The 26748-nt window shown below is 69.9% G+C and carries 23 protein-coding genes; 13 read left to right on the forward strand and 10 right to left on the reverse strand.

The genetic code is table 11. The features are described from left to right. Window positions 1–109 precede the first annotated feature (109 nt). Window positions 110–1195, reverse strand: a complete 1086-nt coding sequence (gene ychF / locus Aco03nite_RS12510; RefSeq protein WP_203795220.1) for a redox-regulated ATPase YchF — start codon at window positions 1193–1195, stop codon at window positions 110–112. 290 nt (window positions 1196–1485) lie between these two features. On the opposite strand from ychF, the gene Aco03nite_RS12515 reads away from it, so the two are divergent. The 5 genes from Aco03nite_RS12515 (at window position 1486) to Aco03nite_RS12535 (ending at window position 9816) form a co-directional block, all read left to right on the forward strand. Beyond that, the gene (locus tag Aco03nite_RS12515; protein WP_203795221.1) at window positions 1486–3051 is read left to right on the forward strand and encodes a DNA-3-methyladenine glycosylase 2 family protein; all 1566 of its coding nucleotides are present in this window, start codon (window positions 1486–1488) and stop codon (window positions 3049–3051) included. 161 nt (window positions 3052–3212) lie between these two features. Next, on the forward strand, window positions 3213–3707 hold the full coding sequence (locus tag Aco03nite_RS12520) for a methylated-DNA--[protein]-cysteine S-methyltransferase (protein ID WP_203795222.1): 495 nt from the start codon (window positions 3213–3215) through the stop codon (window positions 3705–3707). 110 nt (window positions 3708–3817) lie between these two features. After that, window positions 3818–6505, forward strand: coding sequence for a protein phosphatase 2C domain-containing protein (locus tag Aco03nite_RS12525; RefSeq protein ID WP_203795223.1), 2688 nt, complete (start codon window positions 3818–3820; stop codon window positions 6503–6505). A 202-nt stretch (window positions 6506–6707) separates the two neighbouring features. Then, window positions 6708–9251: a valine--tRNA ligase gene (gene valS / locus Aco03nite_RS12530; protein ID WP_203795224.1), complete on the forward strand. Its 2544-nt coding sequence runs from the start codon at window positions 6708–6710 to the stop codon at window positions 9249–9251. Between the two features lie 22 nt (window positions 9252–9273). Next, window positions 9274–9816 carry a hypothetical protein gene (locus tag Aco03nite_RS12535; RefSeq protein ID WP_203795225.1) on the forward strand — a complete coding sequence of 181 codons (543 nt, stop codon included), beginning with the start codon at window positions 9274–9276 and terminating at the stop codon, window positions 9814–9816. A gap of 10 nt (window positions 9817–9826) precedes the next feature. Here the strand turns inward: Aco03nite_RS12535 and Aco03nite_RS12540 are convergent, their stop codons facing one another. Beyond that, entirely contained in the window at window positions 9827–10549 is a 723-nt protein-coding gene (locus tag Aco03nite_RS12540; protein WP_203795226.1) for a hypothetical protein, read from the reverse strand. A 54-nt stretch (window positions 10550–10603) separates the two neighbouring features. Between Aco03nite_RS12540 and Aco03nite_RS12545 the strand changes: the two genes are divergently transcribed. Continuing rightward, on the forward strand, window positions 10604–11737 hold the full coding sequence (locus tag Aco03nite_RS12545; protein ID WP_203795227.1) for a DNA recombination protein RmuC: 1134 nt from the start codon (window positions 10604–10606) through the stop codon (window positions 11735–11737). Here the strand turns inward: Aco03nite_RS12545 and Aco03nite_RS12550 are convergent. After that, window positions 11730–12755, reverse strand: a complete 1026-nt coding sequence (locus tag Aco03nite_RS12550) for a 4-hydroxy-3-methylbut-2-enyl diphosphate reductase (RefSeq protein WP_239145098.1) — start codon at window positions 12753–12755, stop codon at window positions 11730–11732. The two genes, Aco03nite_RS12545 and Aco03nite_RS12550, sit on opposite strands and share 8 nt — an antisense overlap. A 38-nt stretch (window positions 12756–12793) precedes the next feature. On the opposite strand from Aco03nite_RS12550, the gene Aco03nite_RS12555 reads away from it, so the two are divergent. From Aco03nite_RS12555 to Aco03nite_RS12565, 3 genes are read left to right on the forward strand one after another with little or no spacing between them, the layout of a single operon-like run. Further along, complete coding sequence (locus Aco03nite_RS12555) at window positions 12794–13222, forward strand: hypothetical protein (RefSeq protein WP_203795229.1); 429 nt, start codon at window positions 12794–12796, stop codon at window positions 13220–13222. 9 nt (window positions 13223–13231) lie between these two features. Next, window positions 13232–14443, forward strand: coding sequence for an exodeoxyribonuclease VII large subunit (gene xseA / locus Aco03nite_RS12560; protein ID WP_203795230.1), 1212 nt, complete (start codon window positions 13232–13234; stop codon window positions 14441–14443). Continuing rightward, window positions 14443–14649, forward strand: coding sequence for an exodeoxyribonuclease VII small subunit (locus Aco03nite_RS12565; RefSeq protein WP_203795231.1), 207 nt, complete (start codon window positions 14443–14445; stop codon window positions 14647–14649). The genes xseA and Aco03nite_RS12565 overlap by 1 nt, the downstream gene beginning before the upstream one ends. A gap of 105 nt (window positions 14650–14754) precedes the next feature. Here Aco03nite_RS12565 and Aco03nite_RS12570 read toward each other — a convergent pair whose 3' ends face one another. Next, window positions 14755–15282 carry a DUF4245 domain-containing protein gene (locus Aco03nite_RS12570; RefSeq protein ID WP_239145096.1) on the reverse strand — a complete coding sequence of 176 codons (528 nt, stop codon included), beginning with the start codon at window positions 15280–15282 and terminating at the stop codon, window positions 14755–14757. A gap of 656 nt (window positions 15283–15938) precedes the next feature. Here Aco03nite_RS12570 and glpX point away from each other — a divergent pair. Further along, on the forward strand, window positions 15939–16976 hold the full coding sequence (gene glpX / locus Aco03nite_RS12575) for a class II fructose-bisphosphatase (RefSeq protein WP_203795232.1): 1038 nt from the start codon (window positions 15939–15941) through the stop codon (window positions 16974–16976). Between the two features lie 294 nt (window positions 16977–17270). Here the strand turns inward: glpX and Aco03nite_RS12580 are convergent, their stop codons facing one another. The 4 genes from Aco03nite_RS12580 to phoH2 form a co-directional block, all read right to left on the reverse strand. Continuing rightward, window positions 17271–17894, reverse strand: a complete 624-nt coding sequence (locus Aco03nite_RS12580; protein WP_203795233.1) for a rhomboid family intramembrane serine protease — start codon at window positions 17892–17894, stop codon at window positions 17271–17273. A gap of 36 nt (window positions 17895–17930) precedes the next feature. Then, window positions 17931–18716 carry a S1 family serine peptidase gene (locus Aco03nite_RS12585; RefSeq protein ID WP_239145097.1) on the reverse strand — a complete coding sequence of 262 codons (786 nt, stop codon included), beginning with the start codon at window positions 18714–18716 and terminating at the stop codon, window positions 17931–17933. A gap of 111 nt (window positions 18717–18827) precedes the next feature. Continuing rightward, window positions 18828–19550: an aggregation-promoting factor C-terminal-like domain-containing protein gene (locus Aco03nite_RS12590; protein WP_203795235.1), complete on the reverse strand. Its 723-nt coding sequence runs from the start codon at window positions 19548–19550 to the stop codon at window positions 18828–18830. A gap of 220 nt (window positions 19551–19770) precedes the next feature. After that, on the reverse strand, window positions 19771–21183 hold the full coding sequence (gene phoH2, locus Aco03nite_RS12595) for an RNA 5'-3' helicase PhoH2 (protein WP_203795236.1): 1413 nt from the start codon (window positions 21181–21183) through the stop codon (window positions 19771–19773). Between the two features lie 276 nt (window positions 21184–21459). Between phoH2 and otsB the strand changes: the two genes are divergently transcribed. Further along, on the forward strand, window positions 21460–22266 hold the full coding sequence (gene otsB, locus Aco03nite_RS12600; protein ID WP_203795237.1) for a trehalose-phosphatase: 807 nt from the start codon (window positions 21460–21462) through the stop codon (window positions 22264–22266). A gap of 249 nt (window positions 22267–22515) precedes the next feature. On the opposite strand, the gene Aco03nite_RS12605 is transcribed toward otsB, so the two are convergent. Then, complete coding sequence (locus tag Aco03nite_RS12605) at window positions 22516–23286, reverse strand: isoprenyl transferase (RefSeq protein ID WP_203795238.1); 771 nt, start codon at window positions 23284–23286, stop codon at window positions 22516–22518. Window positions 23287–23375: 89 nt separating this feature from the next. Further along, window positions 23376–25181: a phosphoenolpyruvate carboxykinase (GTP) gene (locus tag Aco03nite_RS12610; RefSeq protein ID WP_203795239.1), complete on the reverse strand. Its 1806-nt coding sequence runs from the start codon at window positions 25179–25181 to the stop codon at window positions 23376–23378. Between the two features lie 311 nt (window positions 25182–25492). Between Aco03nite_RS12610 and Aco03nite_RS12615 the strand changes: the two genes are divergently transcribed. Next, a complete protein-coding gene (locus tag Aco03nite_RS12615; protein WP_203795240.1) occupies window positions 25493–26257 on the forward strand; it encodes a sigma-70 family RNA polymerase sigma factor in 765 nt (254 codons plus the stop codon). Beyond that, entirely contained in the window at window positions 26238–26732 is a 495-nt protein-coding gene (locus Aco03nite_RS12620) for a GtrA family protein (protein WP_203795241.1), read from the forward strand. The genes Aco03nite_RS12615 and Aco03nite_RS12620 overlap by 20 nt, the downstream gene beginning before the upstream one ends. Window positions 26733–26748: the final 16 nt, after the last annotated feature.

Here is a 26748-nt window from a genome sequence, read left to right on the forward strand (position 1 = left end):
AGGAAAAGCGTCCACCCAAAACACGAAAGGGGGAAGGGGCCCTCGTCGAGCCGGACCCCTCCCCCTTTCGCTACGCGCTCTCGCCAAGCGTTTCGCTTTTGCGTTTTTGCTACACGTTGAAGCGGAACTCGACTACGTCGCCGTCCTTCATGATGTAGTCCTTGCCCTCCATGCGGACCTTGCCGGCGGACTTCGCCGCGGACATCGAACCCGCCGCCACCAGGTCGTCGAAGCTGACGATCTCGGCCTTGATGAAGCCGCGCTGGAAGTCGGAGTGGATGACACCGGCCGCCTCGGGAGCCGTCGCGCCGACCGGAACGGTCCAGGCACGGGCCTCCTTCGGGCCGGCGGTCAGGTAGGTCTGCAGACCGAGCGTCTCGAAGCCGACCCGGATCAGCCGGTTCAGGCCGGGCTCGCTCTGGCCGGTCGACTGCAGCAGCTCCAGCGCCTCCTCGTCGTCCAGCTCGATCAGCTCGGACTCGATCTTGGCGTCCATGAAGACGGCCTCGGCCGGAGCGACGAGCGTGCGCAGCTCGTCGAGGAACGTCTCGTTGCCCAGCTCGGCCTCGTCGACGTTGAACACGTACAGGAACGGCTTCGTGGTGAGCAGGTGCAGCTCGGCGAGCAGCTCCAGCTCGACACCGGCGGCCTTGGCACCCTGGTAGAGGGTGACACCGTCGTTGAGCAGCTTGAACGCGGCCTCGGCGGCGGCCACGACGGGAGCCTTCTCCTTCTTGAGCTTGGCCTCCTTCTGCAGCCGGGGCAGGGCCTTCTCGACGGTCTGCAGGTCGGCCAGGATCAGCTCGGTGTTGATCGTCTCGATGTCGTCGGACGGGGACACCTTGCCGTCGACGTGCAGCACGTTCGGGTCGGAGAAGGCGCGCACCACCTGGCAGATTGCCGACGCGTCGCGGATGTTCGCGAGGAACGCGTTACCCCGCCCCTGGCCCTTGGAGGCGCCACGGACCAGGCCGGCGATGTCGACGAAACTCACCGGCGCGGGGAGGATCTTCTCGCTGCCGAACAGCTCAGCGAGCTTCCCCAGCCGCTCGTCCGGCAGCCCGACCACGCCGACGTTGGGCTCGATCGTCGCGAACGGGTAGTTCGCGGCAAGCACGTCGTTCTTGGTCAGGGCATTGAACAGGGTGCTCTTGCCGACGTTGGGCAGGCCGACGATTCCGATGCTGAGGCTCACGGAACGCCAGTCTACGGGTTCGCCCACGCCCGCTCTCAGCGGAAGAACCTCACCGCCTCCCCAACGCCACAACCACCCCCTCCCCGCCGGGTTTCACCCGCCGTTCCCCAGCGCCGCCGACCATCCCTTCGGTGGCCACGATCCATCCCTTCCCATCAACGCCGAGCGGTCCTGCCTCCTCCTTCCGCCTTTCCGCCGCGGTCCACCTCCGTCCCCGTCTGCCGGGCGGCGGCATGGTCGTGTCCGAAACCCGCCAGCCATCGGGCGCCCGCCGGAGCAGACTCGAAGTCATGGAGCTGGACTTCGAACACTGCTACCGGGCCGTCGACAGCCGCGACCCGCGGTTCGACGGGTGCTTCTACACCGCTGTCCGGACCACCGGGATCTACTGCCGTCCGTCCTGCCCGGCGGTCACTCCGAAACGGGCGAACGTCACGTTCTACGTCAGCGCCGCGGCCGCCCAACGGGGTGGTTTCCGGGCCTGCCGCCGCTGCCGACCGGACGCGGCGCCCGGCTCACCGGAGTGGGACACCCGCGCGGACACGGTCGGCCGGGCCATGCGCCTGATCGGTGACGGCGTCGTCGACCGGGAGGGCGTGCCCGGCCTCGCCTCCCGTCTCGGATACACCGAACGCCACCTCAACCGGATGCTCACCACCGAACTCGGGGCCGGCCCGCTCGCACTCGCCCGGGCACAGCGGGCCCAGACCGCGCGGATCCTCGTCGAGACGACCGATCTCGGGCTGTCGGAGATCGCCTTCGCGGCCGGTTTCGGCAGCGTGCGGCAGTTCAACGACACGATGCTCGAGGTGTACGCCCGATCGCCGAGCCAGATGCGCGAGAAACGCCCGGCCGGCCCGATTGAGGCGGGCGTGGTCAACCTGCGGCTCGCGTTCCGGCCGCCGCTGCACGCGAGCTCGCTGCTCGGATTCTTCGCGGCCCGGACGCTGCCCGGCGTGGACACGGTCGTGGACGGCGCGTACCGCCGCGGGTTGAACCTGCCGCACGGCACCGCGGACGTCTCGCTCAGCCCCGGCGACCGCTGGATCCATGCGACGTTGCGCCTCAGTGACGTGCGGGACCTGGCCCCCGCGGTCGCCCGGTGCCGCCGGCTGTTCGATCTGGACGCCGACCCGGTCGCGGTCGACGCCCTGCTCGGAGCGGATCCGGCACTGACCGCCGCGGTCGCTGCCGAACCTGGCGTCCGGGTACCCCGCGCCGTGGACGGCTTCGAGATGGCGATCCGGGCCATCGTCGGCCAGCAGGTCAGCGTGGCCGGCGCCCGCACCACCCTGGGCCGGATCCTGAAAGCCGCCGCCGGCAACACTCTCGCCCCGGAACAGGGCACCGCCGGACATCTCATCGGTTCCCCCTCCCTCGACACCACCAACGGCAGGCCGGGGACCGTCCCCGGCGCCGCACCCACCGCCCTGCCCACTGACCTGCCCTCCAGTCCTCGCACGGGCGCCGGCACCGATCTCGCCGGCTTCCCGTCCGCCGACGTCGTCGCCGGGCTGCCCGACTCGGCGTTCGGCATGCCCGCCGCACGCCGTGCCACGATCCGTGCCCTCGCCGAAGCGGTGGCGGACGGCAAACTCGACCTCGACCCCGGCGCCGATCGTGCCGAGACCGTCGCCCGGCTCGTCGAACTGCCCGGAGTCGGACCGTGGACCGCCGGTTACGTCGCCATGCGCGCGATCGGTGACCCCGACACCTTCCTGGCCACCGATCTGGCCGCCCGCCGTGGTGCCGAGGCTCTGGGCCTGCCCGGCACCGCGAAGGCACTGGCCACTCATGCCGAACAGTGGCGACCGTGGCGCTCCTACGCCCTGATCCGTCTCTGGCGGGCCGCCTGACCCGGCGTTCCGCTGCACCGAAACTACCCGTCGCGCGGCGGCGGACCGGGGTTATCCACATTGGCGCCACGGCCGTCGGAGTTATCCACAGCCGGGCCGGATTTCTGCACGCCGGCCGGAAGAATCCGTCACGCTGACGGCCCCCGAACGAGGAGACAACGATGCTCATCCACTCGACTCTGGACACCCCCGCCGGCCCCTTCACCGTCGTGGTCAGCAAGACCGGCGCGGTGCGTGCGGCCGGCTTCACCACCGATGTGCCGGTGCTGATGACCCTGGTCCATCCGGCACTGCGCGAGCCGGTTCAACCGGGCGATCCGGGCGAGGCCGGCGAGGCGGTCCGGGCCTATCTGGGCGGCGACCTGACCGCCATCGACGCGATCCCGGTCGAGCAGCACACGGCCGGTGAGTTCATGCAGCACGCGTGGCAGGTGATGCGCGGGATCAAACCGGGCACGCCGGTGACGTACACCGGGTTCGCCGAGCTCTCCGGCCGGCCGTTGGCGGTCCGGGCCGCCGCTGCCGCCTGCGCCCGCAACCCGGTCGCGCTGTTCACCCCCTGTCACCGGGTGCTGCGCACCGACGGCTCGTTCGGTGGCTACCGGTGGGGTGTGCCAGTCAAGGAGTGGCTGCTGAAATTCGAGTCCGGCGACTGATCGGTTTCGGTGGTCCCGCTCTCGTCCCCGCCTTCCGCTGAAACTCCTGTCGTGGGCCCGCTGCCGAGGCGGGGACGAAAGTGCGGTGGTCAGGGTCGCATCGTCCGACGATGATGGGCTGGACGAACATGAACCGACCGGGGTGGGGTGTCGATATGGTGGGCGGCTGGCTACGCCGTGAGCCGAAGAAGGCACGGAACCCGGAAACGGGACAATCGGGTCTCCCGGAGAGCGCTCCGGCCGAGGCCGAATCGGACACGACCACCTGGAACGGGTGGGATCCCAGCAGTCAGCCCGACCCCGCGGACGAGCCGTCCGGGCAGATGCTGTTCGGCGGCCCGCCCGTCACCGAACCGGTGCAGGCGACCCCGGGCTCCCCTCAGGTGTACCGGTCCCGGCGTCACGAGGCCGGCCGGTACGACGAGGACGACGAGCCCACGACCATCTTCCGCCTGGACCAGGCCTCCGAGAACACGACGGTCCTGAACCTGCGCGACCTCGGCCGACCCGCGGAGAAGACCGAGCCCCACCCGAGCCCGGCCGACCACTCCGAAGACACAACCGTGCTCCACATGCCGCCGGCCGACGCGTCCGAAGAGCCAACCATGCTTCACGTACGGCAGGCCGGCGCGTCTGAGGAACCGACCATGCTTCACGTGCCGCAGGCCGGCGCGTCCGAGGAACCGACAATGCTCCACGTGCCGCAGGCGGGCCTGTCTGAGGAACCGACGATGCTCCACGTGCGGCAGACCGGTCCGGTTGAGGAAACGACCGTCCCTCACGTGCGGGAGGCCGGTCTACAAGAAGACCTGACCGTGCGGTACGTGCGGGAGGTCGGTGTGCAGGACGAACTGACCGTCCGGCATATGCCTGAGGTCGGCCGGCACGAGGAGCACACGGTTGCACTCAAGCTGGGGGCGGAGCCGCAAGAGGATCAGACCGTTCAGCATCCGTGCGAAGACGACCCTGCGGAAGACCGCACCGTCGTGCACTCGTTGACGTCTGAGCCGCCCCTGGATCCGGATCAGACCTTACCGAATGAGCCGGTGAACGAGCGGTCCGAGGAGCAGACGCTGCAGTTCGGGCGGGTGGCCGTTCGGAGTGACGGTGGCCAGCGATCCGAGTCGGCGCCGGAGGGCCGCGGAGTCGATTCGGAGGCCACCGACCGGGCCGGCGAGGAACCGGAGACGACCGTCCTCGGCCAGGACAACCCGGGGAGCGACACGTCTGGCGCGGAGAACGCCACGTCCGGCGCCGGAAACATTGCACCCGGCACGGGAAACGGCACGTCTGACGCGGGGGACGGTACATCCGGTAGCCCGATCATTACATCCGGTGGCCCGATCATTTCGGAAGTCACCGCGGGCCAAGAAGTCGTCGCTGTCCACGAGGTTCATCCGGAGGTCGCGGGCGAACCCGAGATCCCGGTTGAACCCGAGGTAGCGGTCGAATCTGGGATCCCGGCTGGGCCCAAGGTCACAGCTGAACCCGAGGTCACGGCATACCCGGATGTCGCGGCTCGCATGGAGGTCACGGCTTACCAGGGTGTCGCGGAAGGCTCTGTGGACACGGTTCGGCCGGAGTTCTCGGCGGATCCCTCCAACACGGTTCGAGCGGGAGGCACAGAGGAGCAGGACACGGACGGTCCCAGCGAGGGCGCACCGGACCTGGCCGCGGGGGCGGAGGAAACGGCCGCCGAGTCGCACGAAACCGCTACGGACCCGGAGGGAACGGCTACTGGCCCGGAGGAAACGGCTGCCGGGCTGGAAGGAGCGGCTGCGGGGTCGGTTGAGTGGGCATGGCACTCGGACGAGCGGTGGGTTGTCGGAGGGCTTGGGGAGCGGGCTTCGGTTCGGGTTCGGGTTCCTGAGCGGTTTCGGAATCCTCCGGCGGATACCACCATCGACGGGGCCGAGGTCGGTGGCCTTGTCTATCGGGCCGCGTCGGTGCGGGGTGTCGGGCATCAGGAGCGGGGGGAACCTCGGCAGGACGCTTACGCCGTGCGGTTCACCAAGGATCAGCAGTGGCTGGTCGGCTGCATCTCGGACGGGGTCTCCTCGGCGGCCCGCTCCCATGAGGCCGCCGCCGCGATCTGTGATCGGGTCAGCCGGGCGCTCGTCGACCATCTGCTTGCTTCGCCTCCGTCGGACGATCCGGCGCGGTGGGCGGACGAGATCGGCGGCGTTCCGTGGGATCGGGTGGTGCGGTCCGCCAACGACGTGATCTGTGAGCTGGCCCGGCCGTATCTGAGCAGGGCCGCGCAGCGGCGGGGTACCCGGCTAGATCCCGCCGACCCGGTGCCGCATGCGCAGGCTAGGGCGATCATGTCGGGTACGGCTCTGGCGTTCGTCGTCGCGACCACGGCGTCGCCATCCGGTGTCCATCGGGCGATGCTCGCCGACATCGCCGGGAACTCGGCGGCTTTCACCGTCCAGGGTGAGCAGTGGGTTCCGCTGACCCGGAACGAGAGCGAGGCCGCGGCCAACAAGGCGCGGCCGGGCTACTCGGGGTCGGTGAGATCACTGCCGGGGGCGGCCGAAGTGGACGCGCGGGCGTTCCATCTGCGGGCCGGCGCTCCGTTGATCATGATGACGGACGGGCTGGCTGATCCGCTGGGAGCGACTACGGGACCGGTCGGCCGGTTCCTGACCGACCGGTGGCGGACTCCGCCCGATCTGCTGGCGTTCGCGCAGCACCTGGCGTTCTACCGCGAGACGTTCACCGACGATCGGACAGCGATCGCGGTGTGGCCCACCCCGCCCGCTGACGAAGACACGAACGAAGAACACCGGCGCTGAAAGAAATCGATCATCCGAAGGAGGGCGGGAGGGGGCGCTGAAGCCGGCCCGGGCGATGGAACGCGAGGGCGGGCCAGGGCAGGCCGGCCTGGAGCGGCCCGGGCGGTGGGACGCTGGGCGGGGCGGGCGGTAGGCGCCGGGGCGGGCGGAGTGGGTGGTAAACGCGTGGCCGTGTGGGCTAGGCGGTCCTACGCTTGCGCGCATGACTGATACGGGAGCCGGGCGTCACGGGATCCCCGAGAAGCCGTCTCTGGACGGGCTCGAGGGCAAGTGGGCGCCGCGCTGGCAGGAGGAGGCTACGTACGCGTTCGACCGTTCCAAGGAGCGGGCCGACGTGTACTCGATCGACACCCCTCCGCCGACCGTATCCGGGTCGCTGCATGTCGGGCACGTCTTCTCCTACACGCACACCGATACGGTCGCGCGGTTCCAGCGGATGCGCGGCAAGTCCGTCTTCTATCCGATGGGGTTCGACGACAACGGGCTGCCGACCGAGCGCCGGGTGCAGAACCTGTTCGGGGTCCGCTGTGACCCTTCGCTGCCGTACGACCCGGAGTGGCAGCCTCCGGCCAAGGCGCCGAAACAGCATCAGGCGATCTCCCGGCGCAACTTCGTCGAACTGTGCAACCGGCTGACGGTCGAGGACGAGAAGGGGTTCGAGGCGCTGTGGCGGCGGCTGGGCCTGTCCGTCGACTGGGACCTGACGTACACGACGATCGGCGCCAAGTCCCGGGCGATCTCGCAGCGGGCGTTCCTGGCGAACCTGGCCGCCGGTCAGGCGTACACGTCGGAGGCCCCGACGCTGTGGGACATCGGCTTCCGCACGGCTGTCGCGCAGGCCGAGTTGGAGGACCGCGAGCGTCCCGGGGCGTACCACAAATTGCGTTTCCACCGCCCGGACGGCGGCTCCGTGGAGATCGACACGACCCGCCCGGAGTTGCTGCCCGCCTGTGTCGCGCTGGTGCATCACCCCGGCGATCCGAGGTTCGAGGGGCTGACGTCGGTCCGGACGCCGTTCTTCGACGTCGAGGTCCCGGTCCGGGCGCATCAGGCGGCCGCGGTCGACAAGGGCACCGGCATCGCGATGGTCTGCACGTTCGGTGACCTGACCGATGTCGTCTGGTGGCGTGACCTGGGCCTGGAGACCCGGGTGGTCCTGGGCCGGGACGGCCGGTTCCTGCCGGACGCCCCGGACGGTGTCCCGGTCGCCGCCTATCAGGGGCTGGCCGGGTTGACGGTCAACGGCGCGCGTACCGAGATGGTCCGGATCCTGCGGGAGACCGGTGACCTGATCGGCGAGCCGCGGCCGGTGACCCATCCGGTGAAGTTCTACGAGCGCGGCGACCGCCCGCTGGAGATCGTCACGAGCCGTCAGTGGTTCATCCGCAACGGCGGCCGTGACCCGGAGCTGCGGGAGTCGATGCTGGCCCGGGGCCGGGAGCTGCGGTGGGCGCCGGAGAACATGCGGCACCGGTACGACCACTGGGTCAACGGCCTGACCGGTGACTGGCTGATCAGCAGGCAGCGGTTCTTCGGTGTCCCGATCCCGGTCTGGTACGGCCTGGACGCCACCGGCGAGCCCGACTACGAGCGACTGCTGCTGCCCGATGACGGTGCGCTGCCCGTCGATCCGTCGTCGGAGTGCCCGCCGGGCTTCACCGAGGATCAGCGGGACGTCCCGGGTGGTTTCACCGCCGACCCGGACGTGATGGACACGTGGGCGACGTCGTCGCTGACCCCGCAGATCGTCACCGGCTGGAGCACCGACCCGGACCTGCACGCCCGCACCTATCCGATGGATCTGCGCCCGCAGGGCCAGGAGATCATCCGGACCTGGCTGTTCACGTCGGTGCTGCGGGCCGATCAGCTGCCGTGGAAGCAGGCGGTGATCTCCGGCTGGATCCTCGACCCGGACCACAAGAAGGTCTCGAAGTCGCTGGGCAACGAGGTGGAGACGCCGACCGAGATGCTCGACCAGTTCGGGTCGGACGCGGTCCGTTACTGGGCGGCCGGTGGCCGTCCGGGCTCGGATCTGGCGTTCGAGCCGGCCCAGCTGAAGGTCGGCCGGCGGCTGGCGACGAAGCTGCTGAACGCGTCGAAGTTCGCCCTGGGCCTGGGCGAGGTCGGGGCGGCGCCGGTCACCGAGCCGCTGGACCTGGCGATGCTGGCCCGGCTGGGCGAGGTGGTCACGGCGGCCACCACGGCGTTCGAGGAGTACCAGCACACCGACGCGTTGCAGGCGACCGAGTCGTTCTTCTGGACGTTCTGCGACGACTACATCGAGCTGGTCAAGGACCGGGCGTACGGGGACGGCCCGGGCGCCGACTCGGCCCGGGCCGCGCTGGCCACCGGCCTGTCGGTGCTGTTGCGGCTGTTCGCGCCGTTCCTGCCGTTCGTCACCGAGGAGGTCTGGTCGTGGTGGCGCCCCGGCTCGGTGCACACGGCGACCTGGCCGACCCGGGAGGAGCTGCCGGCGGCCGGCCGGACGGGCCGGGACGAGCCGGCGGAGGCCGACCCGGCGCTGCTGGACCTGGCGGGGGACGCGTTGCGGCAGGTCCGCCGGGCCAAGTCGGACCGGAAACTGTCGATGCGCACCGAGATCCCGCTCGCCGAGGCACGCGGTTCCGCCGAGCTGGTGCGGCGGCTGGCGCTGATCGACGGTGATCTCCGGGCGGCGGGCCGGATCGGCAAGCTCGACCTGCTTCCCGACGGCGGCCCGGAACTGGTGATCGCCTGCGCATTCTGAGCGCGGCACCCACGATGGGGGTATGCCGATCGCTCCCGAGGAGGTCCGGGCTCCCGCCCGGGACGCGGTGCTGTTCCGGGCGTCGCCGGGCCGGACCTTCCTGATGATGTTCGTCGTTCTGATGGTCGCCTACCTGGCGGTGTCACCGGTGATCGGCCTGATCGCCGGTGACACCGGTGACCCGTGGTGGGCGATCGCCATCCAGGCGATGGTGGTCGGGGGCGGAGTGGCCGGGGGCTACGCGGTCTCGGCCCGCGCCGCCCTGCAGACCTGGATCCGGGTCTCCTCCGGCGGGCTGGAGATCGCCAGCCAGGAGTCCGACCCGATCCTGCTGGACTGGGCGGACGTCGCGGACGCGGCGATCCACCGGCAGGGCCTGCGGACCGTGCTCAAGGTGACCCCGGTCGACCTGGACAGCGTCCACCCGGTCCAGGCGGGTGCGGCGGGCGGGCCGGCGCTGACCGACACGTCACGCGGACCGGCCTTCGTCGCCGACCTCACCCAGATCTGGCCGGGACCGCGAGCCCTGCGCCGCGAACTGGACCGGCACCTCAAGCGCGGTTAGAGAGCCACGGTCAGAAGTCGAAGTCCCCGCCGAAGTCGCCGCCCCCGAGATCGCCACCGCCGAAGTCCCCACCGGCCATGTCGCCACCGGCCATGTCACCACCACCGAAGTCACCGCCGCCGAAGTCGCCGAAGCCCGGTGAGAACAGGGCGTCGAAGATCAGCATGCCGCCGAGGACACCGGCGCCGGCGCCGAGCGCCGTCTTCCACACCGGCGTCGAATACCACCCGGCGGGCACCGGGCGACCCTGGACACGGCCACCCGGGTAGTAATACGGAGTGTCCGAACCGGGCTGGGGCGCCGCCTTGTAGGAGTGGCCCTGCACGCTCACCTCACGGGCCTGGGTGATCTGACCCGCGCCCTGGGCGGAACTCAGCGGCGGCAGGTCGGGCCCGGGATCGAGCCCCATCGCCAGGCGAGCGGCCCGGACGTACTGCAGGCCCTCGAGAGCGGACTCCCGGGCCAGTTCGAACTGTCGTACCGAATTGGCGCTCTGCAGTTGACCGCCGGCGGCGTTGTAGCGCTCGCCCGCGTCCGCCAGCGCCTGCCGCGCGGCGGGCTCCTCGGAGCTCAGGTTCATCACCTGACCGCCGAGACGCTCATACCACCTCTGCGCCTCCGCTTTCGCGTCGTCGAGACTCGTCTGCTGGCGGGCCTGCCCGCCTCGTTGAGTCGCGGCGATGACCAAGGCGATCACCGCGACGATGGCCAGGATCAGCAACACGCCCTTCATGTTCTCCACCGTACCCGCGCCGCCTGTGCGTTTTCTGTCTGGCAATCTTCGGGGGTGACGTTCTCAACACTCGCCGTGGTCCTCCTCTGCCTGGCCGCCGGTGGGGCGGTGGGCTGGCTCGCGGCCCGGGCCCGCGCGGCGACCGACATCGCCCGGCTGGAGGCGACCGTCGAGGCCGCCCGGGACGGTGAGCAGCGCCTGGAGCAGTCGCTGCGGTCACTGTCCTATGAGGCGACCGTGCAGTCCCAGGAGGCGGTGGCCCGCGCGGTCGCGCCGTTGCACGACACCCTGCGGCGGTACGAGGAACGCGTCGCGCAGCTCGAGCACGACCGTGTCGACGCCTACGCCGAGCTGCGTGAACAGGTCCGGTCGATGGGCGCGGTCTCCGGTGAGCTGCGCACCGAGACCCGGCAGCTGGTGGCGGCGTTGCGTGCCCCGCAGGTGCGCGGGCGCTGGGGCGAGCACCAGCTGAAACGGATCGTCGAGGCGGCCGGGCTGCTGGAGCACTGTGATTTCGCCGAGCAGGTCACGGCCACGACAGACGATCATGGCGTACGCCCGGACCTGGTCGTCCGCCTGCACGGGGGCCGGACCGTGGTGGTCGACGCGAAGGCGCCCCTGGAGGGGTACCTGTCCGCGATGGAGGCCCGGGACGAGCACACCCGCGACGGGCACCTGGACCAGCACGCCCGGCACCTGCGCGGGCACATCGACGCGCTGGCCGGGAAACGGTACTGGTCGGCGTTCGAGTCGTCGCCGGACTTCGTGGTGCTCTTCGTGCCGGCCGACCCGTTCCTGGACGCGGCCCTGCAGCGGGATCCGGCGCTGATGGAGCACGCGTTCCGGCGGGGCATCGTGCTGGCCACCCCGGCGACCCTGATCGCGATGCTGCGGACGGTCGCCTACTCCTGGCGGCAGGAGGCGCTGACCCGCAACGCGGCCGCCGTGCACGGGGTGGCCCGGGAGCTGTACGCCCGGCTGTCGACGCTCGGCGACCATGTGGACAAGCTGGGGACATCGCTGTCCGGGGCGGTCACCGCGTACAACCGGGCGGTCGGTTCACTGGAGTCGCGGGTGCTGGTCAGCGCCCGCAAGATGGCCGAGATGGGCGTCTCGGACGAGGAGTTGCTCCCACCCGTGCAGGTGGAGGTCGCTCCCCGTCAGCCCCAGGCCCCCGAGTTCAGCTAGCGGCGGCAGCCGCCGCGGCGGCCTTCTTCATGTCCCGCCGGAGCTCCTGCGGGAGGGAGAAGGTCAGCCGCTCCTCGGCGGTGGTGAACTCGGTGACCTCACCGAAACCACGCGTCGCCAGGTGGCCGAGGACCTCGGTGACCAGCTCGTCGGGGACGCTGGCGCCGGACGAGACGCCGACCGTGGTGGCGCCCTCCAGCCACTCGTCCTGGATCTCCGAGGCGTAGTCGATCAGGTGACCGGCCCGCGCGCCGGCACCGAGGGCCACCTCGACCAGGCGCACCGAGTTGGACGAGTTGGTCGAACCGACCACGATCACCACGTCGCACTCCGGCGCGATCTCCTTGATCACGTGCTGGCGGTTGGACGTGGCGTAGCAGATGTCGTCGCTCGGCGGCGACTGGAGCAGCGGCAGCTTCGTCTTGAGCCGGGCCACCGTCTCCATCGTCTCGTCGACCGACAGGGTGGTCTGGGAAAGCCAGACGACCTTGGACGGGTCGCGCACCACCACGTTCTCCACGTCGTCGGGGCCGTCGACGAGCTGGATGTGCCGGGGCGCCTCACCGGCGGTGCCGATGACCTCCTCGTGGCCCTCGTGACCGATGAGCAGGATGTCGTAGTCCTCGGCGGCGAACCGTTTCGCCTCGTGGTGCACCTTCGTCACCAGCGGGCAGGTCGCGTCGATCGCCTTGAGGTTGCGCTCGCGCGCCTGCTCGTGCACCTCGGGCGCCACCCCGTGCGCGGAGAAGACCACGGTCGAGCCCTCGGGCACCTCGTAGTTCTCCTCCACGAAGATCGCGCCGCGGGCTTCCAGGGTGTTGACCACGTGTTTGTTGTGCACGATCTGCTTGCGCACGTAGACCGGGGCGCCGTAGAGCTTCAGCGCCTCCTCGACGGTCTGCACGGCGCGGTCGACGCCGGCGCAGTAGCCACGCGGCTTGGCGAGCAGGACCCGCTTACGAGCTTCAGTCACCCGGCCATGGTACGTGCACCTTCCCCCGCCTCGCCTCTCTGCGATCTCCGCCACAGGCGAGCAGACAGGCACATAATCGACTTATGTGGGCATCGATCCCGGCGGTGCTCCGCGTGATGGCCGGCTGGTTCCTGCTCGGCATCGGCCTTCTCGACGTCGCGGTCGAACTGGACGGTGGACTCACCGTCACCTACCTGGTCTTTCATCTCGGGCTCTGTGTCGGCGGCGTCCTGCTGCTGATCCGGAGCCGCCCGGTGCCGAGCCTCGCCGCACTGTTCCTGGTGCCGCTCCCCGGGCTGGCCGGGCTGGTCCTCGGTTACCCGTTCCCACTCGCCGACTGGTTCCACACCGCCGCCGACCTGATCTTCTGGGGCTGCGCCGGGCTGCTGCTGGCCATCGTCCTGGCCATGGTCGAACGGCTGCTGCCGGAGCGGCGCACCCCGGTCGACCTGAGCCGGTACCGCGGCCACGCCGAACCCCGGGCGAGCGAAAATGTCGGTGGGCTTCCGTAATCTGGCCCGGTGAACAACCCCAGCACCGCCGACGAGCCCTGGCCGGTCCGCGTCGTCAGCCAGAAGATCACGGCCTGGATCGGCAAGCTGGGCTGGGTCTGGGTCGACGGGCAGGTCGCGCAGATCAGCCGCCGTCCCGGTTCCGCGGTGGTCTTCCTGACCCTCCGCGACCCGGCGACCGACCTCAGTCTGACCGTCACCACCAGCAACGACGTCATCCACACCGGCGCGCCCCAGCTGGCCGAGGGCGCCCGGGTGGTGCTGCACGCCAAACCCGAGTTCTATCCGGCCCGCGGCACCCTCAGCCTGCGGGCCGACGAGATCCGCCAGGTCGGGCTCGGTGAGCTGCTGGCCCGGCTGGAGATGCTGAAGAAACACCTCGCCGCCGAGGGCCTGTTCGCCCGCGAGCGCAAACGCCGGCTGCCGTTCCTGCCCCGCCGGGTCGGCCTGGTCACCGGCCGGGCCAGCGCCGCCGAGCGCGACGTGCTGGTCAACGCGAAACGCCGCTGGCCGTCGGTCGACTTCCGGGTGATGAACGTGCCGGTCCAGGGCCCGACCGCGGTCCCGCAGATCATCGACGCGCTCAAGGTCCTGGACGGCGACGACACCATCGACGTGATCGTGATCGCCCGGGGCGGCGGCAGCGTCGAGGACCTGCTGCCGTTCTCCGACGAGGCGCTGTGCCGGGCGGTGTTCGCCGCCCGCACGCCGGTGGTCAGCGCCATCGGCCACGAGACCGACAGCCCGCTGCTCGACCACGTCGCCGACGTGCGCGCCTCCACCCCGACCAACGCGGCCGAGCGGATCGTGCCCGACCTGGCCGAGGAGCAGCGGCTGATCTCGCACGCCAAAGCGCGGCTGGACCGGGCGATCACCCACCTGATCGACCGGGAGCGGCAGCGGATCGAGTCCTGGCTGTCCCGGCCGGTGCTGGCCCGGCCGGAGGCGCTGCTCGACCAGCGCGCCGCCGAGGCGACCGCCCTGCGGGACCGGGCCGTCCGCAGCCTGGAGCACCGGCTCGGCCGCGCGGACGACGCCCTGGAGCACACCGTCGCCCGGCTGCGGGCGCTGTCCCCGGCGAAAACGCTGGAGCGGGGCTACGCGATCGTGCAACGTTCCGACGGTCACGTGGTCCGCGCCGCGGGCGAGGTGGCCGACGGCGACATCCTCCGGATCCGGCTCGCCGAGGGCGAGTTTCACGCAGTGGCACAGGAGAGCTGATGAGCGACGACGACACGATGACCTACGAGCAGGCCCGCAGCGAGCTGGCCGACGTGGTCGAGAAACTGGAGCGAGGCGGCGGCAGCCTGGAGGAGTCGCTGTCCCTGTGGGAGCGCGGCGAAAAACTGGCCGACGTCTGCCGCCGACGGCTCGACGGCGCCCGCGAGCGCATCGACGCCGCCCGAGCGGCCCGAGCCGAGGAGTAAACCGGACAGGCGAATCCTCGCGGGACGCTGTAACGCGTGGCCTGCGTGACCCGCCAACCGTGAGATGCGGAGCACGCGCCGCGCGTCGTGCGGTGCGGGAGAGGGCTACGGGATCGCGGTGGCCAGCTTCTCCAGGTTCGCGGTGTCGGCGCTGTCACCGAGGATCACGATGGTCCGGGTCTCCTCGGTGGCGATCAGGGCGGTCTCGTTGGTCCGGCCGGAGTACTGCAGCCAGGTCCGCTGTCCGGTGCGGAAGGTGCCGGTCCGCTGGCCCTGCGCGCCGACCTCGGCCGGGACCAGGACGCTCGCGTCGACGTTGCTCTGGATCATCAGGATGGCCTTGTCGCTCGGCGGGATGTAGCCGATGCGCAGGGTGGCCCCGTTGTCCTCGCGGCGGAAGTTCGCCGAGGTGATGTGCCAGTCCTGGTCCTCGGTCAGGCCCGCGGGCACGGCGACCGGGAACGCCCGGGACGCCAGGTCGATCGACGAGGCCGGGTCGATCGAGACCGGCCGGTCCCCGTCCAGCACCACCCGGTAGAAGCCCATCATCAGCGCGATCGGGACCAGCAGCACCAGCAGCGAGATGATCATGTCCCGAGGCCGGCGGCCCTCCTTGGGCGCAAGGCGCGGCACCGGATCCTGCTCCTCGACGTCGACGGCCGAAGAAACCCCGGCAGCCGAAGAGGCCTCGGCAACCGTGGAAACTCCACCACCTGAAGAGACCTCGGCAACCGAGGAGGCCCCACCGCCCGAAGAGGCCTCGGCAGACGGGGAAACCCCGCCAACCGAAGGAGCCCGAGAAGCCGAAGGAGCCCCGGCACCCGACAAAACTCCGGAGGCCGAAGGAGCCGGAGGAGCCCCGGCGCCCGGAGAAGCTTCGGCGGCCGAAGGAGACTCGCCGGCCGAAGGCGAGGGCGAAGCCGGAGCTGGGGAAGAGGCTGGTTCCACCAACCCATTGTTAACCATGTCGCTGAACCGAGACTTGGCACGTCCTCGGATGCCAGGATCGGAGGACGAATCCAGGCGCCGCCCCGACAAAGGTCCGTCAAAGCCCGTCAAGGTCCGTCAAGGTCCGTCAAGGTCCGTCAAGTCCGACAAAGGTCCGTGAAGGCCCATCAAAGGTCCGCCGAAGCCCGACAAAGGTCCGGTGAGGGCCGGCGAGGGCAGATGAGGGCCAGCGAGGGCCGATGAGGGCCGACAAGGGCTGACGAGGCCGACAAGGGCCGTGAAGGTCAGACGTGATCGGCGGGACGGCTGCCTGGCCCCGCAACGTCGCGAGGAGGCCGCCCGTGCCAGCCCGAGTCCCTCAGGACCTCGACCGCAACATCGCCCTCGACCTCGTCCGCGTGACCGAAGCCGCGGCCATGGCCGCCGGCCGCTGGGTCGGCCGAGGTGACAAGAACGGCGGTGACGGCGCCGCCGTCGACGCCATGCGCAAACTCATCAACTCGATCCAGATGCGGGGCGTCGTCGTCATCGGCGAAGGCGAGAAGGACGAAGCGCCGATGCTCTTCAACGGCGAGAAGGTCGGTGACGGCACCGGACCGGAGGTGGACGTCGCGGTCGACCCGATCGACGGCACCACGCTGATGAGCAAGGGCATGCCCGGCTCGATCGCGGTGCTGGCGGTCGCCGAGCGGGGTGCGATGTTCGACCCGAGCGCGGTCTTCTACATGGACAAGATCGCCGTCGGCCCGGACTGCGCGGACGTGGTCGACATCAATGCCGGGGTGAAGGAGAACCTGCGTCGGATCGCGAAGGCCAAACGGTCGTCGGTGTCCGACGTCACGGTGTGCATCCTGGACCGGCCCCGGCACGCGAAGCTGGTGGAGGAGGTCCGGCACGCGGGCGCCAACATCAAGTTCATCTCGGACGGTGACATCGCCGGCGCGATCTCGGCGGCCCGCCTGGAATCGGACGTCGATGTGCTGATGGGTGTCGGCGGCACGCCGGAGGGCATCACCGCGGCGTGTGCCCTGAAGTGTCTGGGCGGCACGATCCAGGCGAAACTGTGGCCGCTCGACGACGCCGAGCGGGAGAAGGCGATCGCCGGCGGGCACGACCTGGACCGGGTGCTGAGCACCGACGACCTGGTCACCGGGGACAACTGCTTCTTCGTGGCGACCGGCGTGACCAGCGGCGACCTGCTGAAGGGCGTCCGTTACCGGTCCGGCGGCGCACACACCCAGTCGATCGTGATGCGGTCCAAGAGCGGCACGATCCGGACCATCGACTCGTACCACCGCCTGGAGAAACTGGCCCTCTACTCGGCGGTCGACTTCGACGGCCACCTCCCCACGGTCCCCCTGGGCGATCCGATCATCTGACGCGTCCGTCCTGGTCCGGGCCGTGAAAAGCCCGGACCACCCCTTTTCCGGTACGCCGCTCGGCCCCACAACCGCAAGAGACCCGCGCTGCCCCGTCACGCGAGGCAGGCGTCACTCCAGACCGCCCGGCGACCGCCGGGCCGGACGCGGTGGTCCCGGTGAACCCACCCGGTCGAGCCCCGGAAAGAAGAGAGCCGCGCCCCGGAAAGGGGAGAGCCGCGGCCCTGGCACGAGGAAGGTCGCGCCCCGGAAAGAAGAAACCCGAAAGAAGAAAACCGCGCCCCGGCGTAGGGGTCAGGCCTTTCGGCGGAAGATGATCGCCGCGAGCACGCCGCCGACCAGGCCCAGCAGGTGGCCCTGCCAGGAGATCCGCTGGTCGGTGGGCAGCACGTTGAACAGCTGGTACCAGTAGAGCAGCCCGATGAACCCGGCCACCGCGAAGTGCCACCAGCTCCGCTCGACCAGGCCGCGGGCGAAGATCAGCCCCAGCCAGCCGAAGATCACGCCGCTGGCGCCGACCACCACGGTCCGTGGGTCGCCGATGAACCAGACGCCGACGCCGGAGACGCCGATGATCAGGACGGTCGACCAGATGAACCGGCGGACCCCACCGGCCAGGGCGAACGTGCCCAGCAGGATCAGCGGGATCGCGTTGCCGTAGAGATGCTCCCATCCGTCGTGCAGGAACGGGCTGAAGAGGATGCCGTCGATGCCCTCGGCGGACCGCGGGATGATGCCGCCGGCCAGGTCGAGGGTGCCGGGCCCGAGGGCCACGTCGATCGCCTCGACCAGGAACAGGAACGGGACGATCGCGCACATCGTCACGAACGCCCGGCCCAGCGACGCGTAGAAGGCGTCGGTCCCGAACCTTGTCGACTCGTCTGCTCGTGCGTCTGGTGCCCACCCGCCGTACCCCATGGATCGATGGTCCCAGGCGTTCCTGAAAGCGGCCACTCAGGAAAACCGGCTAGTGGCCTCCTCGATCTCGGCACGGAACTTGGCTATCTGGGTGTAGACACCGAAATATCCGTCCCGGGCGCAGCCCAGTCCCCAGCTCACGATGCCGATCTGGGTCCATCGCCCGCTCCGGTCCCGGCCGACCATCGGACCGCCGGAGTCACCCTGGCACGTGTCGACGCCGTGCCGCCCGGCACAGATCGACTCGTCCTCGACCAGCTTCACCCCGAATTTGCGGTACGCCGCCGCACACTGCTTGTCCGGGATGGCCGGCACGGTGGCGTAGTGCAGACGCCGCTCCTGTCGCAGCGCGGTCTCCCGGGTCTGTCCCCAGCCCATCACGGTGAACTCGCCGGTGTCGACGTTCTCCCGGGTGATCGGCAGGGTCGGCACGGCGAGTTCGCGGTCCAGCCGGATCACCGCCCAGTCGTCGCCGGAGGTCTCGGTGACGAAGTCCGGCGACCGGAACACCGCGACCGACCTGACGGTGATCGCGCTCCGGGCCTTGAGGTCGGTGGCGCCGGCGGTGACGGTGATCCGGGTATTGGGTCCGCTGGGGCCGGCGCAGTGCCCGGCGGTGAGGACGACCCGGGGCGCGGTCAGAGCGCCGCCGCAGCCCATCGAGAGCCGGACCGCCCAGGGGAACCGGCCGGCGCCGGCGACGTCGCCACCGATGACATCCCGGGCCCGGAAACTGCCGATGACATCACGGGCCCGGAAACTGCCGATGTCGTCACGGGCCTGGAAACTGCCGGTGCCGGCCCGGGCGGGCGTCGCCGTCACCAGGAGAACGATGACAACCAGAGCCGCTTTTCGGACCATATGGACATTTGATCACAGCAAAAACGGGGCCACGCGATACGCCGCGCAACCCCGTTCCGCCAAGCTTGTTACTCAGTACCAGCCGACGCTCTGCGAGTGGCTCCACGCGCCACAGGGAGTGTCGTAGCGGCCCTCGATGTAGCCGAGGCCCCACTTGATCTGGGTGGCCGGGTTGGTCTTCCAGTCGCTGCCGGCCGACGCCATCTTGCTGCCCGGCAGGGACTGCGGAATCCCGTACGCCCCGGAGCTGGGGTTGGTGGCCTTGTAGTTCCAGCCACTCTCCTTCTTCCACAGCTTGTTGAGGCAGGAGAACTGCTCGATCTTGAAGCCGGCCTCGATCATCAGGGCACAGCCGGTGGCCCGGCTACCGCTGAACTCGTCGCAGGACGCCGGGATGTCGCCGGTGAACTCGACCTCGCCGCCGGTCTCCTCGGCCTTCTTCTTCGCCTCTTCGGCCTTCTTGTCCGCGATGGCCTTGGTCTCCGCCTTCCACGCCTTGGACGCGGCCGACTTCACCTCGCTGGCGGCCTTGGCGGCGGCGACCTGCTCGGCGGCGGCCCGGTGCGCCCGGTCCGCGGCGTGCGTGGCCTCGCGCACCTTCAGCAACCGAAGCTGCTCCTCCTGCTCCGCCTGCTGTTGCGCCTGGTCGACGACCTGCGTGGACGCAACCTGCTGCTGAGCTTGCGGGGCGTCGTCGTCACGGTCCTGGCCCAGGTACACGCCGCCGGCGAGACCGGACACGAGAAGACCAACGGACGCCACACGCACTCCGAGCCGGCTCCAGAGCCGCTTCACGAAGTTTCCCTTCGTCGGGGGCAATGAGCGGCGATCCCGACCCTGGGCCGGACCATCGCCGCGGGCACCGCGACCGATCAAGTCGCCGGAAGGTGCCCGCGGAACACGATGGCCCAACGTGAAGGGGATGTGAAACGCCAGCGTGGAGATGTGACTTTAGTCACGCACCGTTTTGGTAAATTCCGGCACATAGTCGCCACGCCAGCGTCCCACCGAAGCCTTACAGCGGAATCTCCTCCAGGAGGTCGGTCACCACCTCGGCGATCGGCGACCGCTCCGACCTGGTCAGCGTCACGTGGGCGAAGATCGGGTGCCCCTTCAGCGCCTCGATCACCGCGGTGACGCCGTCGTGCCTGCCGACCCGGAGGTTGTCACGCTGGGCGACGTCGTGGGTGAGCACCACCCGCGAGTTCTGCCCGATCCGGGACAGCACGGTGAGCAGCACGTTGCGCTCCAGCGACTGCGCCTCGTCGACGATCACGAACGCGTCGTGCAGGCTCCGGCCCCGGATGTGGGTCAGCGGCAGCACCTCGAGCATGCCGCGCGCCATGACCTCCTCCACCACGTTGGCGTGCGCCACCGAGCCGAGGGTGTCGAACACCGCCTGGGCCCAGGGCGACATCTTCTCCGACTCGCTGCCGGGCAGATAGCCCAGCTCCTGGCCGCCGACCGCGTAGAGGGGACGGAACACCACCACCTTCTTGTGGCGGTTGCGCTCCATCGTCGCCTCCAGGCCGGCGCAGAGGGCCAGCGCGGACTTGCCGGTGCCCGCCCGGCCGCCCAGCGAGACGATGCCGATCTGCTCGTCGAGCAGGATGTCCAGTGCCACCCGCTGCTCGGCCGACCGGCCACGGAGCCCGAACGCGTCCCGGTCGCCGCGGACCAGCTTGATCGACTTGTCCGGGTTGACCCGGGCCAGCGCCGAACCACGCGGCGAGTGGATCACCAGGCCGGTGTGGCAGGGCAGGTTCTCGGCCTGCTCCACCTCCAGCTCGTCACCGGAGTAGAGCGAGACCACCTGCTCCTCGGAGAGCTCCAGGTCCGACATGCCGGTCCAGGTGGGGTCGCTGGCCTGGCCGTGGCGGTACTCGTCGGCGGTGATGCCGACCGACGCCGCCTTGACCCGCAGCGGCATGTCCTTGCTGACCAGCGTCACCTCGCGGCCCTCGGCGGCCAGGCCGAGCGCCACCGAGAGGATGCGGGTGTCGTTCGAGTCGTTGCGGAAACCCTGCGGGAGCACGCTCTGATCGGCGTGGTTCAGCTCCACCCGCAGCGTGCCGCCCTCGTCGTTGCAGAGGACCGGCTGGTCCAGGCGCCCGAACTTGATGCGCAGCTCGTCCAGCGTCCGCAGCGACTGCCGGGCGAACCAGCCCAACTCGGGGTGGTGACGTTTGCCCTCCAACTCGGAGATGACCACGAGAGGCACGACCACCTCGTGGTCGGCGAACCGGCGGAAGGCCGCCGGGTCGGACAGCAGGACCGAAGTGTCCAGGACGAAGACCCTGCCGGCGTTGGCGGGTTCCGCGTCGGCGTGCCGGTCACGGGCCCTACGGCGGCCCGGCGCGGCAGTGCTGCTGGAGACTTTTTCGGCCGGGTTGTGGTCGACCCCGGCATCGGTACGGCGAGATGTCACAGGCCTGCTCCAGCGGGCGTGCAACCCGGTCCGCCCGCGGTCCGCCACCTCCGGTCGCCGGCCCTAAACACGGAGTCGGATCGCACTCCCCGTGGCGCACGTCGTCGCAGGTCCGGGCCGACCGGCTGGCCCGGGATGACCCCGTGCCATGACTCAAACGCTAGCGGTCAACTACGTCCCGCGGTAGTGCGCAAAATCGGGCACTACCGGGTGACCGCCGGCGACCGCGAAATCGGCAGGCTTAAAACATGGTGATCCGCGGGTAGTCTGGCTTCCGTGGCAGAGAGCGAACGTCCCATCCACCCGCTGACCACCGAAGAAGCCTGGACGTTCACCGCTTCACGCGCGTCGTCCACCACCTTCTTCTTCGATTTCGACGGTGTTCTCTCACCGGTAACCGACGATCCGGACGTCTCACAGCCGGTGCCGTCCGTTCCCGGGGTGCTGGCCCGTCTGGCCGAGTCCGTCGCCCGTGTGGCGATCGTCTCAGCCCGGCCGGTCAGTTTTCTCCGGTCCCGGTTCGAGACCCTCGACAACGTCGACCTGCACGGCCTCTATGGGCTGGAGGTCTGGCACGACGGCGAGATCGTCACCAACCCGGCCGCCCTCGAGTTCGTGCCCGCGATGGCCGACCTGTCCGAGGCCGCCCGCGCCGAGCTGCCCGCCGACATCCTGGTGGAGTACAAGAGGCTCTCGGTGGCCCTGCACTACCGCACCGCGCCCGAGCACGCGGCGACGGTCGAGCGCTGGGCCCACGAGCAGGCCGAGCGTCTGGGCCTGCGCACCCAGCGCGGCCGGATGGTCGTCGAGCTGAAACCGCCCGTCGACCAGGACAAGGGCATGGTGATCACGGAGAGCGTCCGGAACGCCGGCTGCGCCTGGTACTTCGGTGACGACATGTCCGACATCAAGGCCTTCGACGCTCTGCGCGCCCGCGAGGCGGTCGACCCGGCGTTCTTCGGCATGGCCGTCGCGGTCGCCAACCCGGAGACGGGTGACGAGGTCTCCGCCGCCGCGGACCTGACCCTGGACTCGCCGGACGCGGTCGCCGCCTTCCTCACCGAGGGCCTGCGGCGCTTCTAGAACCCTTTGCCGGTACGCCATGGGACGCTCCGCACATCGGGGACGTCCCGTGGCGACAACGCGAGGTCCGCGCCACCCCGGACCGCCCGGCGACCGCCGGGCGAGATGCGGTGGTCGCGGCTTCTCCATCCCGGACCACCGCATCCGGCCCGGCGGCCGCTGGGCGGTCGTGAGGATCGCCCGCGTCGCGTCGTGGCCACGTGAGGTGTGGGTCTACGGGAGGAGTAACCCCGTACCAGAAGAAAGGTTTCAGGCTCCGTAGCGACGCTGACGGGTGGCGTAGGAGCGCAGGGCCCGCAGGAAGTCGATGCGACGGAAGTCCGGCCAGTTGGCGTCGTGGAAGTAGAACTCCGAGTGGGCCGACTGCCACAGCAGGAAGCCGGACAGGCGCTGCTCGCCGCTGGTGCGGATGACCAGGTCGGGGTCGGGCTGACCGCGGGTGTAGAGGTGCTCGGCGATGTGCTCGACGTCGAGGATCTCGGCCAGCTCCTCGATGGTGCCGCCGGTGGCCGCGTGCTCGTAGAGCAGGGAGCGGACCGCGTCGGTGATCTCGCGGCGGCCGCCGTAACCGACTGCCATGTTGACCTCGACACCGTCACAGCGGTCCCGGGTCTTCTCCTGGACCGCTTTCAGCGTGGCGGCGGTGGCGGACGGCAGCACGTCCAGCGCGCCGACCATCCGCAGGCGCCACGGGTTGCCTTCTTCGGCCAGCTCGGTCGCCAGGTCCTCGATGATCTTCACGAGCGGGTCCAGCTCGCTGGCGGCCCGCTGCAGGTTGTCGGTGGCGAGCAGGTAGAGCGTGACGTGCTCGATACCGGACTGGTCGCACCAGGTCAGCAGGTCCTTGACCCGGATCGCGCCGACGCGGTGCCCGTCGTTCGGGTCGACGAACCCCATCTCCCGGGCCCACCGGCGGTTTCCGTCGCACATCACACCGATGTGTTTGGGCACGGGTTTGCCGGCCAGCTTCTTCGCCAGCCGCCGTTCGTAGAACCTGTAGACCAGAGAACGCAGACTCATCACCCTGAAGCGTAGCCACCCCCGCCCAGGGACGCCGACCGGCCGGTCCCATCGGCGGCGCCGTTGCCGCGATGGGACCGGCCGGGGGTCTAGGCGTCGGCCAACCGGGCCTTGAGCGCGTCCAGTTCGGCCCAGAGGACCGCCGGAAGCTTGTCGCCGAACCGGACGAACCACTCGGTGACCTGCGGAATCTCCTCCTGCCACTCGGCCGGGTCGACCCGTAGCACCGCCGCCAGGTCGGCCGGCTCGAGATCGAGGCCGGTCAGGTCGAGGGCCTCCGGGGTCGGCACGTGGCCGATCGGGGTCTCGACGGCGTCGGCCTTGCCGTCGAGGCGTTCGGCGACCCACTTGAGGACGCGGCTGTTCTCGCCGAATCCGGGCCACAGGAACCGGCCGTCGTCGCCGCGCCGGAACCAGTTGACGTAGAAGATCTTCGGCAGCTTGGCGGCGTCACCGGACGCGCCCTTGGCCATGTCGATCCAGTGCTGGAAGTAGTCGCCGGCGTGGTAGCCGATGAACGGCAGCATCGCCATCGGGTCGCGGCGGACCACGCCGACCTGGCCGACCGCGGCCGCGGTGGTCTCGGACGACAGCGTGGCGCCGAGGTAGACCCCGTGCACCCAGTCGCGGGCCTCGCTGACCAGCGGGACGGTGGTCTTGCGCCGGCCGCCGAAGAGGATCGCGTCGATCGGGACACCACGCGGGTCGTGGTACTCGTCGGCGAGGATCGGGCACTGCTCGATCGGCGTGCAGAACCGGCTGTTCGGGTGGCTGGAGACGTCCTCCGAGGCGGGTGTCCAGTCCCGGCCCTTCCAGTCGGTCAGGTGCGCGGGCGGCTCGCCCATGCCCTCCCACCAGATGTCGCCGTCGTCGGTGAGGGCCACGTTGGTGAAGACCGAGTTGCCCTTGGCCAGGGTGCGCATGGCGTTCGGGTTGGTGTGGAAGTCGGTGCCGGGCGCGACGCCGAACAGCCCGAACTCGGGATTGGTGGCCCAGAGCCGGCCGTCCTCACCGAACCGCATCCAGGCGATGTCGTCACCGACGGTCTCGACCTTCCACCCGTCGAGAGTCGGGTCCAGCATCGCCAGGTTGGTCTTGCCGCACGCCGACGGGAACGCCCCGGCGATGTACTTGACGACGCCCTCCGGCGAGGTCAGCTTCATGATCAGCATGTGCTCGGCGAGCCAGCCCTCGTCCCGGGCGGCGACGCTGGCGATCCGCAGCGCGAAGCACTTCTTGCCCAGCAGCGAGTTGCCCCCGTAACCCGAGCCGAACGACCAGATCTCCCGGGTCTCCGGGAAGTGCGAGATGTACTTGATCTCGTTGCACGGCCAGGCCTTGTCGGCTTCGCCGTTGCGGAGTGGCGCGCCCACCGAGTGCAGGGCCGGGACGAAGTCCGCGTCCGCACCCATTTTCGCCAGGACTTCGGTGCCCATCCGGGTCATGATCCGCATGCTGGCCACCACGTACGGGCTGTCGGTCAGCTCCACCCCGAACATCGGCTGGCCGGCGTCGAGCGGGCCCATGCAGAACGGGACGACGTACATCGTCCGGCCGGTCATGCAGCCCCGGTACAGCTCGGTCATCAGCTGCTTCATCTCGGCCGGGGGCATCCAGTTGTTGGTCGGCCCGGCGTCGGCGTCGTCCACCGAGCAGATGTAGGTGCGCTCCTCGACCCGCGCCACATCGGACGGATCGGTGCGTGCCCAGAACGAGTTCGGTTTCTTCTTCTCATCGAGGCGCACCAGAGCGCCGGAGTCGACCAGTTCGTCGGTGAGCCGGGTCCACTCGGCCTCGGAACCGTCGCACCAGACGATCCGGTCGGGCGTGGTCAGGGCGGCGACCTCGTCGATCCACGCGAGTAGACGGGAGTGGGAGGTTGGGGGCTGAGACAAGATGAAGCTCCTTCGGTCGGCACTGACCTATGACTGATCAACCGGCACAAACCGGCTTTTGTCATGGGAGTCACGTCAGCGTAAGCCCGGCAACGCGTTGAGTTCATCGGCCGAACCTGTGGACAACCGCACAATCTTTGGCCTACCTGCGCGTAAACGATCGATTCTTCGCCGCAAAGTGCAGCAGTGCGCAAGCGCGCCCGATCCGGCCGAGCCACACCGGCACTCCTGACAACTTTCACAAAAAGGACTTAACCCTCTATACTCCGCGTAATCGGGCTTTCCTCGCAGTTCCTGCCACAGGAGGCGGAATGACGATCCCGGGCACCGACGCGGACTCGGACACCGGCTTACTCGCCGCGGTCCGGGCCGGCGACACCGCCGCGTACGGGACGCTCTACGAGCGGCACCACACGGCAGCCCGCAAGTTCGCCTTCGGTCTGGTCAACCGTCCCGCCGACGTCGACGACCTGGTGGCCGAGACGTTCGTCAAGGTGTTCGCCGCCCTGCGCACCGGCCGCGGCCCGCTGATCGCGTTCCGCGCCTACCTGCACACCACCATGCGGCACCTCTGGTACCAGCGGGCCCGGATGGACCGGCGGCTGGAGTTCACCGACGACCTGACCCGGTACGACCCCGGCGAACCGTTCACCGACCCGGCCCTGGACCGGCTGGAACGCACCTTCGCCGCGGCCGCGTTCCGGCAACTGCCCGAACGCTGGCGGGACGTGCTGTGGCAGACCGAGATCGAGGGCAGCACCCCGGCCGAGCTCGCGCCCCGGATGGGCCTGACCCCGAACGCGGTGGCCGTCCTGGCCCACCGCGCCCGCGAGGGCCTGCGCAGCAACTACCTCCAGCAGCACGTCGCGACCGCCGACCACCCGGAGTGCCGGTGGGCCGCCGAGCGCCTCGGCGGACAGGTGCGCGGCCGGCTGGCGCCTCGCGACGCGCACCGGATGGGCAACCACCTGACCTGGTGTTCGGACTGTCGCGACCGGCTCGCCGAGATCCGCGAGGTGGACAGTTTCCGCAACGCCCCGTATCGGCAACGTCACCATGCCGAGACGTCCGGGTAGCACGAGCGCCGGTAGGCTCGGACCTGTGCCGCGGATCGGGGAGCTGTTCAGGTTCGGGGCGGTCGGCGGCACCGCCTTCCTGGTCGACCTGGCCCTCTACAACCTGCTGCTGGGGCAGGACCTGGAGACGCTGAGCGCCAAAGCGGTGTCCACCACGATCGCCACCACCATCGCGTTCCTGGGCAACCGGTTCTGGACCTGGCGCGACGCGGGCGACCACGCCGGCATGGCCCGGCAGTACACCACCTTCTTCGTTCTCAACCTGATCGGACTGGGTATCAGCCTGGCGTGCCTGGCCATCAGCCATTACGGACTGGGGTCGGTCTGGGCGCCCGCGCAGAGCCGCCTGGCCGACAACATCGCGGGCCTCGGGGTGGGGACAGCACTGGGTACCCTGTTCCGGTTCTGGTCCTACCGTCGTTACGTCTTCCGGGTCGACGCCGCCCCGGCCGAGCAGTCACCGGCCTCACAGTGACCCGGTGTCAACACCC

The organism is Actinoplanes couchii, from assembly GCF_016862075.1.
Classification (GTDB): Bacteria; Actinomycetota; Actinomycetes; order Mycobacteriales; family Micromonosporaceae; genus Actinoplanes; species Actinoplanes couchii.